The following is a 13,145-nucleotide window of genomic DNA, read 5'->3' as shown; positions in this document are numbered from 1 at the left end:
ATAATGATTACCATATCTATATTCATTGCCCCATCCGTTGCAAGAGCCTTGAGAGGCGGACAACCCATGCTCGAAGGCTGCGTCCCCTGGCCGCCTGAGCTCGCCGAGCACTACCGGAAGGCCGGTTACTGGCATGGCGAGACCTTCGACGAGCTGTTAAGACGGCGCGCCCGGGACCGATCCGACCACCCGGCCGTGGTGGACGCCGCGAACCGGATCACCTACGCTGACCTGGACGCCGCCGCGGGCAGGCTCGCCGCCGGCCTGTCCGGGCTCGATCTGTCGCCCGGCGACCGGGTCGTCGTGCAGCTTCCGAACGTCGCGACGTTCCTGACCGTGTTCTTCGCGCTCCAGCGCATCGGGGCGGTCGCCGTACTCGCCCTCCCCCTGCACCGGCGCAACGAGATCGTCCACCTGTGCCGGCAGTCCGGGGCCGTCGCCTATGTGATCCCGGACGAGCATGCCAGGTTCGACTACCGGGAGCTCGCGGCGCAGGTCCGTGACGACGTGCCCGGCCTGCGGCACGTCGTCGTCGACGGCGCACCCGGGCCCTTCATCGACCTGACCGATCTGTACGCCGCCCCCGGGCGCGACCACGGCGGAGCCGCCCCCTCAGACGTGGCGGTCATGCTGGTCTCGGGCGGGACCACAGGGCTCCCCAAGCTCATCCCCCGGACCCACGACGACTACCTCTACAACATCCGGGCGAGTGCCGAGCTGTGCGGGCTGGGTCCGGACGACGTGTACCTGGCGGCCCTACCGGTCTCCCACAACTTCGCGCTGGCCTGCCCGGGTGTGCTTGGGGCACTGCACGCCGGGGCCACTGCCCTGCTCACCAACGCCGTCGCGCCGGACGAGGTCTTCGACGTCATCGCACGGGAACGCGTGACGGTCACCGCGCTGGTCCCGCCCACCGCCCGGATGTGGGCCGAGGCGACCGAGTGGTCCGGCTCGGACCTCTCTTCCCTGCGGCTCCTGCAGGTGGGGGGCGCCCGCCTGCTCCCCGAACACGCCAGGCTGGTACGGGACGCGTTCGGCCCCGTGCTCCAGCAGGTCTTCGGCATGGCCGAGGGTCTGCTCAACTTCACCGAGCCGGACGCGCCCGAGGACGTGGTGCTGCACACCCAGGGGCGCCCGCTGTCGCCCGGCGACGAGATCCGCATCGTCGACGAGGACGATGCCGACGTCTCTCCCGGCGAACTCGGCCACCTGCTCACGCGGGGGCCGTACACGCTGCGCGGCTACTACCGGGCTCCCGAGCACAACGCCGTCTCCTTCACCGAGGACGGCTTCTACCGCACGGGCGACCTGGTCCGGATGACCCCGACCGGCCATCTGGTCGTGGAGGGACGGGTGAAGGAACAGATCAACCGGGGCGGAGACAAGATCGCCGCCGTCGAGCTCGAAGAACACCTCCTCACCCATCCGGCGGTGGCCGACGCGGCGGTGGTCGCCGTGCCGGACGACCTGCTCGGTGAGCGCACGTGCGCCTTCGTCATCGCCGCGTCCGGCAGCCCGCCCATAGGGCGGAGCGAGGTCGCGGTGTTCCTTCGTGACTGTGGCGTCGCGCCGTACAAGATCCCCGACCGGGTCGAGGTCGTCGACGCCTTTCCGGTGACCAGGGTCGGCAAGACCGACAAGCGCGCGCTGGCCGCCATGGTGGCGTCCCCTGTCGCGAAGGCCCGGTCATGACCGCCGGCTGGGCGGCCGCCGTCCCGCGGCCGGCTCACGAGGCGCACGTGGAGTTGCCGGGAGACCCCGCCTCGGCCGCGGTACGGCTGGCCCGGTCGGGGATCGGCGACCAGTACGCCGTGTACGAACGCCGGGGCACGTGGCACTTCGCGACCGGTCTGGCCGGCTCGGTGACGGTCGACGCCGAACGGGTCCGGGCGCGGAGCGGCGGACACGGATACGAGACCCCCACCGCGGGCAAACCCCTGGAGCGGGTCACCGAACTGCTCGCGGCCCTGCCGGACGCGGGCTGGCGCGGCTACGGATGGGCCTCCTTCGAGCTCGCGCATCTCCTTCGGGGGAAGGCCCCGGGCCCCGGGCCGTTGTTCCACCTCTTCCTCCCGCGGGTCGAGGTGGAGCTCACTCGGGGCGGAGCCCGGATCCGCGCCGCCTCCGAGGAGGACCTGCGCCGCGCGGCGCAGCTTCTCGCACGGACGGAGGCGGCACCGGCCGTCCATCCGCTGCCTGTCTCGCTGGACGCCGGGGCGGAGCCGTACCGCAGGGCGGTCGCCCGAACCGTCGAGGACATCAAGGCGGGCCGGCTGAACAAGGCGGTGCTGTCCCGGGTTCTCCCCCTCCCGGACGGCCTGGACCTGTTCGCCACCTATCTCGCAGGCCGCACGGCGGCGACTCCGGCCCGGTCGTTCCTGTTCGACATGGGCGGATGGCGGGCCGCCGGATTCAGCCCGGAGACCGTCGTCGAGATCGGCTCCGACCGGCGGATCAGCACCCAGCCCCTGGCCGGAACCAGGGCACTCGGCCAGGACCCCGGCGAGAACACCCGGCTCCGCGAGCAGTTGCTGAACGATCCGAAGGAGGTGATCGAGCATGCCGTCTCCGTCCGGCTCGCCTTCGAGGAGCTCGCCGAGGTCTGCGACGGCGGGACCGTGTCCATCGGCGAGTTCATGGCGATCCGGAAACGCGGCGCCGTCCAGCACATCGCCTCGCGCGTTTCCGGGAAACTGCGGGACGGGGTACCCCCGTGGTCGGCCTTCGCCGCGCTCTTCCCGGCTGTGACGGCCACGGGTGTGCCCAAGGCCGCGGCCCTGGACGTGATCCGCGACCGCGAGAGCGCGCCGCGGGGACTGTACGGCGGTGCGGTCTTCATGACCGACGCCGACGGGACCCTGGACGCCGCCCTGACCTTGCGCACGGTCTTCCAGCGTGACGGCCGCAACTGGCTGCGGGCCGGCGCCGGAATCATGGGCCAGTCCACGCCCGAGCGGGAGTGGGAGGAGACCTGCGAGAAGCTCCGCAGCGTCGCTCCACACCTGCGGGCCCGTACGGAAGGAGCAACGAAGGCATGAGCACGGAAACCGTCGAACAGGCTTCGCCCCAGGCCGACGCTCCACCGCGGGCGGCATCGGAGAGCACCGTCGCGTCTCGGGTCGCGCTGCTGCTGCCGTTCGCCCGGGACGACGCCGGCCGGTACGCCCTGGCGGCGCTTCTCTCCACGCTGGGCACGCTGTGCCAGCTCGGGCCCTTCTACGTCATCTACCTCGCCATCAGCGCTCTCCTCGACGGGAGCGCGGGAGGGGATTACCTGTTCGGGCTTGCCTGGGCCGCCCTGGCGCTCGTGGCGGGCCAGTACGTCCTCATGGGCCTCGCCATGCTGATCTCCCATCGGGCGGCGTTCGGAACGCTGTACCGCCTGCGGCTGCGGATCGGGGAACGGCTCGGCCGGGTCCCGCTGGGCAAGGTCGTGTCCAAGCGGTCGGGGGAGATCCAGCGCACCCTGTCGGACGATGTCGAAAGGCTGGAGCTGTTCCTCGCCCACGCGATCCCCGACGTGGTCGCCGCGGTGGTCGTGGTGGTCGCCTCCACGATCTGGATGCTCGTCGTCGACTGGCGGATGGCACTGGCCGCCGTCGCCGGCCTCGTCGTCGCCTTCGCGCTGATGAACCACGGAATGCGGGCTTCCCAGGGCAAGATGGGCGGCTACATGGCCGCCATGGGGCGGATGAACGGCTCCATCGTCGAGATGGTGCGCGGGCTGCCGATAGTGCGGATGTTCAACCGGACGGACGCCACGTTCGCCGAGACCCAGGACGCGATCCACGGCGCCGCGAAATACCAGGCCGACTGGGGGAAGGCGTTCCTTCCCCTCTATACGGCGTTCTTCACGCTGACGTCGGCCACGGCGATCACGATCGTGCCCGTGGGCCTCCTGCTGTGGGCGAACGACGCCATCGGCGCAACCGAGCTGCTGTTCTTCTTCGTCATCGGACTCGGGTACGGCGGATCGGTGGTCAAGCTGCAGGACTTCGCGGCGCAGCTCACCGTTCTGTCGTACGGCGCGCAGCTCATCAACGAGCTGAAGGACGCTGGAGAGCTGCCCGAGGCCGACCACGACGCGGAACTTCGCGACGCCTCGGTGGAGTTCCGCGACGTGGCCTTCGGCTACGACGGGGCTGACCGCGACGCCCTGACCGGCGTGACATTCCACGCGGCACCACGCACCATCACGGCGCTGGTCGGCCCGTCCGGCGCCGGGAAGAGCACGGTGGCCCGCCTGATCTGCCGGTTCTTCGACGCGCGGGAGGGTGCGGTCCTGGTCGGCGGGACCGACGTCAAGGAGATCCCGTTCTCACAGCTCATGCGGCACGTGTCGTTCGTCTTCCAGGAGACGTTCCTGTTCGACGACACCGTCGAGGCCAATCTCAGGCTCGCCAGACCCGATGCCACGGACGCCGAGCTGGAGGCGGCCTGCCGCGCCGCCCGTGCACATGAGTTCGTCACCGCCCTGCCGGACGGCTACCGGAGCAGGATCGGCCAGCACGGAAGCCGTCTGTCCGGGGGCGAGCTCCAGCGCCTCGCCATCGCCCGCACCCTGCTCAAGGGCACCGAGATCGTGGTTCTCGACGAGGCCACCGCGTTCGTCGACCCGGAGAACGAGGTGGCCCTGCAGGCGGCGATCGACACGCTGGTCACCGACCGGACAGTGGTCATCATCGCGCACCGGCTGTCGACGATCGCGGGCGCCGATCAGATCCTTGTCGTCGACGACGGCCGCATCACCGAGCGCGGCCGCCACGAGGATCTCATCTCCGCGGACGGCCTCTACGCCGACATGTGGCGCGCCTTCCAATCCACCGAACGGATCGCCCTCGGCGAAGCGGTCCACAAGGCTGGTCCGACCAGCGCTATGGAGCCGACATGACGACGTACTACACGGGCACGGTGCGGACCCTCTGGCGGTTGTTCGGCCCGCACCGCCAGGCCTTCGTCTTCTCACTGATCGCTCAGATCCTGATGTCCCTCGCGGCTGCCGTCCCGGTGGTGACGCTGGTCTGGGTGATCGATCGCATCCGTACGGAAACGCTGACCGGGGAGCGGGTCGGCCTGGCGATCGGCCTCGTGCTCGCCGGGGCCGCCGGGCAGTACGGCTTCGGCTATCTCAGCAACCGTCTGGCATGGACCGCGACGTTCTACGGAATCGGCGCGGCCCGGACCGGCACACTCCAACATATCCAGCGGCTCCCCCTGGGCACAGTGCGCGAACGCGGCGCAGGTGACGTGTCGACCATGCTCACCAGTGACATGGAGGCGGTCTCCACCTATGCGCACCATGGGCTCCCGCTCTGGTTCAGCGCTACCTCACTGCCGGTGTTCATCTTCGCCGGCCTGCTCACCGTGGACGTGCCGATGGCCTTCGCCGTGGCGGTCAGCGTCGTCGCCGCGCTGCCGCTGTACCGGTGGACCTCGCGCTACTTCGCACGCAGAGCGGTCGAAAGAGGCGAGCTGCTCGCCGCGGCGAACGGCCGGATGATCGAGTACGTCCGGGGAATCGCGGTCGTCCGCTCCTTCGACCGGGCCGGGGCCAGGCTGGAGTGGTTCCACGGCGCCCTGCGGGACATTCGCGACATCAACGACAGGCTGGCCGTCAGGCTCGTCCCCGCCGGACTGGCCACCATGGGGATCGTCCAGCTCGGCATACCGCTGACGATCGCCGCACTCGGCTACTGGTATGCCGGCGGGCGGCTGGACGCCGGAGCGGTTTTGATCTTCCTCGTCCTGGTCCTGCGCATCTACACCCCGCTGCTCCAGGTGGCGGCGAGCGGCGAGGAGTCACGGCTTGCCGAGGCCGCCCTGCGCCGGATCGGTGCGATCCACGACCTTCCCACCCAACCGGCACCCACCGTTGGGAAGACCACCATCGACGCGCCGTCGGTGCGACTGGACGACGTCACGTTCGGCTACGACCCTGGCCAGCCCGTCATCAAGGGCCTGTCCTTGGACGTCCCGCCGAAGACCATGACCGCGCTCGTCGGCCCCTCGGGAGCGGGCAAGAGCACGATCCTTTCGCTGATCGCGCGGTTCTGGGACGTCAACACCGGCTCGGTCCGCCTTGGCGACGCCGACGTCCGCGATCTCACGCCCGAGCAGCTCTTCGACGCGCTCACCGTGGTGTTCCAGGACGTCTACCTGTTCCAGGGCACGATCCGGGAGAACATCGCCTTCGGCCGCGAGGGGGCCACCGAGGAGAGCATCGAGGCCGCCGCCAGGCAGGCCCAGGCGCACAGCTTCATCACCGCACTGCCGCAGGGCTACGACACGCCGGTGGGCGAGGGCGGCGCGACCCTGTCCGGTGGCGAGCGCCAACGCGTCTCCATCGCCCGGGCCATCCTCAAGGACGCTCCCATCGTGCTGCTCGACGAGGCCACCTCCGCGCTGGACCCGATCAACGAACGGGCTGTCCAGCAGGCGTTCGCGGAGCTCGTCCGCAACCGCACGGTCATCGTCGTCGCCCACCGGCTGAGCACGATCCGCTCGGCTGACCAGATCGCTGTGGTGGACGGCGGCCGGGTGGTCGAACGCGGCCGGCATGAGGAGCTTCTCGCCTTGAACGAGCGTTACGCCAGGCTGTGGGCCGAACGCGAGAAGGCCAGCAGTTGGCGGCTTGCCCGTACATCGCCTGTGAAGTCCAGCGTGAGCAACAGTTCAGGTTCACCCGAATGACCGCGTGCCGGTCACCGCGCTCATCGGTTCGGCGAGCCGCTGTCGGCCAAGGACACCAGCACCGACGCCGGTGCGGACTTTCGGTGGCGAGCGGACGCGTCATGCGGAAGGGCCGAGCGGGGCCTTCGTCGTGGTGCAGCCGTGCCATGACGACCGCCGGCCCTCCGGCGCCGCGATCCCCATCGGCCCGGTCCGCACCGAACAGCAGGTCGACGCGCTCTGTGGGTGGCTGAGAGGGGGGGACATCTCGCGCGCGATCCCGCCCTGTCGCCGTCGGAGGTGCTGGAGTTCGTCCGCCCCACACTCGACGAGGTGCGGGCCAGGCATGACGCCGCCCTGGCCGTACGCGCCCGGGACCTGGCCCTGTCGGGCGGTAACGGCGCGGTGGGCCTCGACGACATCCTCTCCCTGCTGCGGCAGGGCCGGGTCGAGCACCTGCTGCTCGACGAGGCGGGCCGGTGGCCCGTACGCCGGGTCGATCCGCGTTCCGAGGTCGATGAGCAGGTCGCGGGGCTCGAACCCGGAACCAGCGGATCAAGCCCGGCGCCGAGCACACAGCATGAGCTCGGCGCCGGGGGCGTGTGGGCCGCACCGCGGATCCGCGGTCACGTCCAGACGACCATCAGACGGACGTGCGGGACCATTGCTGGTTGGTGCCGGTGTTGCACGGATACTGCTTGAGGACCACGCCGTCGGCGGTGGAGGCGGCCGGCACGTCCACGCACTTGCCACTGTGCCGGGCGCGGAGTTGGAAGTGGCTGCCGTTGGTGACCATCTGGAATTGCTGGTTGGTGCCGGTGCCGCAGGTGTATTGGATGAGTTCGGCGCCGTCGGTGGTGGAGGCGCTGACCACGTCGAGGCATTTGCCGCTGTGGCGGCTGATGAGGCGCCAGTAGCCGCTGCCGGCGTCTTGGAACTGCCAGTGCTGCCAGGGGTCGCCGTTGTAGGTGTACTGGCCGATGCGGGCGCCGTTGTCGGTGTTGGGTTGCTGGATGTCCATGGCTTTGCCGCTGTGGCGGGCGGTGAGCCGGTAGGTGGTGGTGTCACCGTCGATGGTGTCGCCCCAGGCGTAGCGGATGCGGTCGGCGCCGGAGGGGTTGCGGATGGTCAGGTTGAGCGTGGTGCCGGTGCCGTCCAGGGCGTACATGGAGTACCAGTCGTAGCCGATGGTGCCGGGTTTGCCGCCGAGGGCGGGCCAGTAGGTGCCGCCCATCTGGTTGTCGCGCATGACTTGGGCCATGGCGCGGATGTGGCGGACGAAGTTGTCGGTGCTGGTGGGGTCGGCGTAGTTGAGGCCGGTGGACATGGGTGCGCCGAATTCGGTGGCGATGGCGCGGGAGGCGCAGGTGCCCAGCCGGGTCTGGATGTGGGTGCGGAAGGCGTCGTACGTCATCGGGTTGTAGAAGAAGGCGTAGTGGTGGAAGGACAGCAGGGTGGCGTTGAAGCGGCTGTCGTTGCAGATGTCGCGCAGGTCCTGGCTGTAGCCGGTGCCGCCGATGAGGACTCGGTTTGCGGGGGCGGAGTAGTGGTGGTCGAGCCAGGTGGCGGCGAGGTCGCGCCATTCGGCTGAGGTGTAGCCGTGGGGCTCGTTCATGGGTTCGAAGTAGACGTTGTTGTTGGAGCCATAGGTGTTGGTGACGGTGGACCACATGGTGTTCCATGCGGTGTGGTTGGTGATGCGGCCGCCGGAGGCGGCGCCGTCTTCCCAGTAGGCGAGGATGACTTTCCAGCCGCGGGTGGTGGCGGCGTCGATGGCGCCGCGGTAGGCGTTCCACCAGGTGGTGTTGGCCACGGTGTGGGTGTTGATGGGCAGTCGGACGGTGTTGATGCCCATGGTGGACGCCATGTCGTCGTAGAGGGCGTTGGCTTTGGCGCGTACGGTGGCGTTGCTGTCGGTTTGGTTGAGGCCGTGCAGGATGAGGGAGCCGGTGCTGAAGTTGTCGCCGAGCACGGCCCAGTTCATGCCGCGGAATTGGCGGGTGGCTGCGTGGGCCGGCGACGTGGAGACCACGAGGGTGGCTGCTGCGGCGAGCGTGGTCGCGATGAGGGTGATCAGCAGGCGGCGTAACGGCGGGGTGTTCGGGGATGGTCCTGATGTCGGTGTCATGACATGTCCAATCACTAGAACAGGCTCAGAGGGTCGGGACGATCGGGCGGATCGTTCCGTCCGCGGCGAACTCCATCCGGTCGACGGCCACCTCCCGGTTGGTCCCGTTCCCCGCCGGGACGGCGAACCGGTGGTAGGCGATGTACCACGTGTCGGTGCCGGGCATGCGGACGACCGAATGGTGCCCGGTGCCCTTGATTCCGGCCTCCAGCCACTTCTGCAGCACCACGCCGCGCTTGGTCCACGGTCCCAGCGGGCTCGACCCGGTCGCGTACGCCACCCGGTAGTCCTCGCTGCGGGTGTCGTTCTCCGACCACATGAAGTAGTAGATCCCGCCGCGTTTGAACACGAACGGCGCTTCGTTGTAGCCCGACGGGGTGATGGTCCGTACTTGCGCCGGGTTGAAGGAGGTCATGTCGCCGTTCAGCGGCACGACGCGGGCGGCGCCCTGCCCCCAGTAGAGGTATGAGCGGCCGTCGTCGTCGGTGAAGACCATCGGATCGATCGCCTGGCCGGAGTACTGGCCGGCGGCGATGAGCGGCCGTCCGAGCGCGTCCCGGAACGGGCCCGTCGGCGAGTCGGAGACCGCGACGCCCAGCTGCTTCGCGGTGTTCCCGGTGGCCGCGCCGCCGCTGAAGTACAGGTAGTAGCGGCCGTTGGCCGCCGCGACCGCCGGGGCCCAGGCCGAGTCGTCTGCCCAGGACACGTCGGGGCCGTGATCCAGGACGACGCCGTGGTCGGTCCAGGTCACCAGGTCGGCGGAGGAAAACGCCTTGTAGTACGTCCCGCGCCAGTTCGCGTAGCCGTCGGTCGTGGGGTACAGGTAGTAGCGGCCGTTGATCACGGTGATGTGCGGGTCGGCGAACAGGCCGGGGATCACCGGGTTCCGGTTCGTCTTGGGCGCCCACGGCACGGCGATCCGGAACGAGCTGTCCCCGCGGAAGGTCGCGGTGTCCTGGTACGGGTCCAGCCAGAGCTCGAAGTCGCGGTGCCTGATCCGCCGGTTCGGATAGTTGTAGGAGGTCAGCGACGTCGATCCGGCGACGGAACCGTCGACGGCGCAGAACGTGGCGTCAGCCCCGAACGTCGCGTCGCCGGTGTTGGCGTCCACACGCAGCCGCCAGTCGCGGTGCCGCAGAAACCGGCCGTCCTTGGTCTGGAAGGAGTAGCAGGAGGGCGCGGCCAGGCCGTTGACGATGGTGAAGGTCGCGTCGAGCTTGGTTTGGGTCGCGGCGGACGAGGGAACCGGGTCGATGCGGCCGAGCGCGGCGGCGTGCCGGACGTACCGGCCGGGGTAGTTGACCGACTCCAAGGAGCGGGCTCCGGTCGGCAGCGTCGCGGCGAACGCCGGAGCGGCCGTGGTCACCAGGTCGAAGCAGGCCAGAACGAGCGCGGCCGTGCCGGCCGCCCATCTGCTCACCGTCATGCGTGCCTCTTTCCGAGCACCGTCGATGTTAACGCTACCAGTTTTGGGTGGAGAGTCGATTGGTCATCACACTGGCGCTCAGCCCCCGGGCGCTCAGCCCCAGCGTTGCAGTAGCCGGTCGTACTCGGCCTGGGTGATCGGCAGGACGGTGCCGTGGCGCGGCCGGCCGGGCAGGGTGTAGCCGGAGACGGGTGACCACTGCCGGGAGTTCAGGTCGGTGGTCGTGAACGGCACGTAGCCCCGGCCCCCGTACTCGTCGATGAACATGTACCAGCGCTCCTCGGTGTTCGATTTGAAGACCAGCGGACCCTCGCCCTGACTGATCGCGTTGTTCCCGAGGCACTCCGCGACGAACGAGTAGGTGCGGTTGAGCACGGTCGCCGACTTCTCCGCGAGGATGAACTTGCCACACGGGGTCTGCGACGCGCTCCGCTCGTCCTTCGTGAAGCGGTAGTAGGTGCCGTTGTGCTTGATGAGCGTCGAGTCGATCGTCGAGTAGCCCTTGTCGACCCAGACCTGCGCGGCGCTGAAGGTCCGGAAGTCGGAGGTCGTGGCGTACATCATCCGGTTGTAGGTGGTGCCGGTGTGGTTCGGGTCGCCGGCGGAGTACAGCTTCGACGCCCAGAACACCACGTACTGGCCGAGCCCCTCGTCGTAGTACGCCTCCGGGGCCCACGTGTTGCCGGCCGTGTCCGGTGAGACACGGGCCAGGCGCGGCGCGCTCCAGTTCACCAGGTCGGTCGACTCCCACACCACGATGGACTTGCTGCCCGTCCGCTGGACCTGGTCCCAGTTGCCGTTGCCGTACATCCGCAGGTCGGTGGCGATCTTGTAGAACCTGTCGCCCTGTGGCGAACGGATGAGGAACGGGTCGCGCACGCCGCGGGTGCCCACGGTCGAGGTCAGCACGGGCCGCCCACCGTTGAGCTGGCGCCACCGGGTCGGGTCGTTGCCCTGGCTGAGCGCGAAGTAGACCTGCTCGCCGGTGGAGGTGTTCTCGCCGGTGAAGTACGTGAACAGATAGCCGGCGTACTTCGGGGCCGGTGGCGCGTCGGCCCGGACGAGCTGCCACTGCTGGTTGGCGCCGCCGTTGTCGGTCCACTGGACGACGTTCGCACCGTTGGCCGTGGACGCCGAGGCGACGTCCAGCAGCTTGCCGCTGTGCCGGGCTCGGAGCTTGTAGTGGCCGCTGCCGGCGTCGACGAACTGGAACTGCTGGCTGGCCCGATCGGCGCGGGTCCGTTGCTGGACGACGGCGCCGTCGGCGGTCGACTGGTCGGCGATGTCGACCGCTTTGCCGCTGTGCCGCGAGATGATCTGGTAGTACGCCGCCGGGTTGATCACGGCTGCGTTCGCCGGCGGTCCCGTGATCAGCGCGGCGACGCAGCTCGCGATCAGTGCGCCGACGAGGACGAAAGTGGTGCGACGCCGGTGCGGACGTCGCGGTGCGGCCCGATCGTGGGAGGGCTGTGTCATCTGAACCCGTCCAGTGTGGTGGTGAAGGGTTGCCGGCGCCATGTCGTGTCAGGCGCGGCGCCAGGTGAAGCGCTGGTTGGGGTTGCCGTTGTAGGTGTATTGGGAGATGCGGGCGCCGTCGGCGGTGGAGTATTCCCCGACGTCCATGGCCAGGCCGGACTCCCGGTTGACGAGGCTGATCACGTCACCGCCGTGGTCGACCACGCGCCACCGCTGGCCGGTGGCGCCGGTGTCGGCCTGTTGGACGACGTCCGCACCGGTCGCGGTGCCCGTGGGCTGGAGGAACAGGCCGCTGTGCCGGGCCTTGACGCGGACGTGGCCGTCGCCTGCGTCCACGAACTCGAATTGCTGGTTGGGGCGGCTGTTGGGGGTCCACTGGATGAGCCGTGCGCCGACGGCGGTGGAGGCCGCGTTGACGTCGGCGGCCTTGCCGCTGTGCTGGGCCACCAGGGTGTAGATGGCCGGGCCGCCGGGCGAGTCACCCAACTGGGCTTCCCACCTGGTGTTGGGCCCGGCCGCGTCGGCCGGGAGGCGGTCCCGTGCGGCGGTGTCGCCGTACATGGTCCAGCGGGCCCAGTCGACGACGGTGGTGGGGAAGCGGTTGTCGCTCCAGAAGCTGGTGTGGCTGCCGCCGACGAAGGTGAGGAACGCCTTGGGCCAGGTCATCTCCGTGTACGCCTGCCGGGCCGAGGAGTACTGCGTGGTCGAGTCCCGGTCGCCGTGGACGAACAGCACCTTGGCGGAGACCGAGGCGGCGGGGTCGCCCATGTCCTCGCAGGACTGCGGGTTGGCGGAGACGATCCGGCTGTCGGGCCAGGCGGTCAGCAGACCATGGGTGATCATGCCGCCCAGGGAGTGACCCGAGACTCCGACGCCGATGCCGGTGTCGATGTGCCCGGCCAGCGGTCCGCTCGTGTTGAGGGCGAGGGTCTGGGAGAGGATCTGCGAGACGTCCTTGGAGGTGTTGCCGTTTCTGACGTCGGTGAAGTTGTGGTTGAAGTGCGGGGCGGGGACGACGAAGCCGGCCGCGGCCAGGGCCCGGATGATGAACAGGGAGCTCTGCGGGCTGCTCTGGAAGCCGTGGGTGAAGTTGTAGACGGGGAAGACGCCGCCCGCGACCGGGGCGTTGGTCACCGGGTTGCCTCCGGGGGTGCCGGTGGCGGGGTAGTAGACGTAGGTGGTGCACGGGCGGCTGCCGCGGGTCCAGTCGTACCGGCGCACGCCGACCGCGAACGGCGTGGTCGGCGCCGTGTCCAGCGGCCCGTCGGCGGCGAGCGCCTGCCCCGCGCCGAGCAGGGACAGGCCGAGGCCCGCCGCTCCGGCCGCGCTCACGCTGAGGAAGGTCCGCCGTTGCATGGTCATGGATGACTCCCTGGGTGCGGGGATGGTTGTGGCGAGGGGCGTTGGGTCGGGTGCGTCCAGCGGGCGGCAGGTGGAGCGGGAGGG

9 protein-coding genes are annotated in these 13,145 nt (G+C 69.6%); 5 read left to right on the top strand and 4 right to left on the bottom strand.

Annotated features, from left to right (window positions below):
* Positions 1 to 66 precede the first annotated feature (66 nt).
* From E1267_RS11845 to E1267_RS11825, 5 genes are all read left to right on the top strand, one after another.
* The gene (locus tag E1267_RS11845) at positions 67 to 1,692 is read left to right on the top strand and encodes a (2,3-dihydroxybenzoyl)adenylate synthase (protein ID WP_132332488.1); all 1,626 of its coding nucleotides are present in this window, start codon (positions 67 to 69) and stop codon (positions 1,690 to 1,692) included.
* Positions 1,689 to 3,038 carry a salicylate synthase gene (locus tag E1267_RS11840; protein WP_132332487.1) on the top strand — a complete coding sequence of 450 codons (1,350 nt, stop codon included), beginning with the start codon at positions 1,689 to 1,691 and terminating at the stop codon, positions 3,036 to 3,038. Before E1267_RS11845 ends, E1267_RS11840 begins: the two co-directional genes overlap by 4 nt.
* Entirely contained in the window at positions 3,035 to 4,891 is a 1,857-nt protein-coding gene (locus E1267_RS11835; RefSeq protein ID WP_132332486.1) for an ABC transporter ATP-binding protein, read from the top strand. Before E1267_RS11840 ends, E1267_RS11835 begins: the two co-directional genes overlap by 4 nt.
* Positions 4,888 to 6,690 (top strand): ABC transporter ATP-binding protein, encoded by a 1,803-nt coding sequence (locus E1267_RS11830; protein WP_132332485.1) that lies wholly within the window; start codon positions 4,888 to 4,890, stop codon positions 6,688 to 6,690. Before E1267_RS11835 ends, E1267_RS11830 begins: the two co-directional genes overlap by 4 nt.
* Before the next feature lie 225 nt (positions 6,691 to 6,915).
* Positions 6,916 to 7,371 carry a hypothetical protein gene (locus E1267_RS11825; RefSeq protein ID WP_132332484.1) on the top strand — a complete coding sequence of 152 codons (456 nt, stop codon included), beginning with the start codon at positions 6,916 to 6,918 and terminating at the stop codon, positions 7,369 to 7,371.
* Here the strand turns inward: E1267_RS11825 and E1267_RS11820 are convergent.
* From E1267_RS11820 to E1267_RS11805, 4 genes are all read right to left on the bottom strand, one after another.
* Entirely contained in the window at positions 7,313 to 8,797 is a 1,485-nt protein-coding gene (locus E1267_RS11820) for an RICIN domain-containing protein (RefSeq protein ID WP_132332483.1), read from the bottom strand. The genes E1267_RS11825 and E1267_RS11820 overlap by 59 nt on opposite strands.
* 25 nt (positions 8,798 to 8,822) lie before the next feature.
* Positions 8,823 to 10,223: a family 43 glycosylhydrolase gene (locus E1267_RS11815; protein ID WP_132332482.1), complete on the bottom strand. Its 1,401-nt coding sequence runs from the start codon at positions 10,221 to 10,223 to the stop codon at positions 8,823 to 8,825.
* Positions 10,224 to 10,316: 93 nt separating this feature from the next.
* Positions 10,317 to 11,699: an RICIN domain-containing protein gene (locus E1267_RS11810; RefSeq protein ID WP_220449429.1), complete on the bottom strand. Its 1,383-nt coding sequence runs from the start codon at positions 11,697 to 11,699 to the stop codon at positions 10,317 to 10,319.
* 48 nt (positions 11,700 to 11,747) lie between these two features.
* A complete protein-coding gene (locus E1267_RS11805; protein ID WP_132332480.1) occupies positions 11,748 to 13,061 on the bottom strand; it encodes an RICIN domain-containing protein in 1,314 nt (437 codons plus the stop codon).
* Between the last annotated feature and the right edge of the window lie 84 nt (positions 13,062 to 13,145).

Source organism: Nonomuraea longispora (genome assembly GCF_004348345.1).
GTDB lineage: Bacteria > Actinomycetota > Actinomycetes > Streptosporangiales > Streptosporangiaceae > Nonomuraea > Nonomuraea longispora.
The sequence above is the reverse complement of the archived record's forward strand: the minus strand, read 5'-3'. Positions and strand labels throughout refer to the sequence as shown.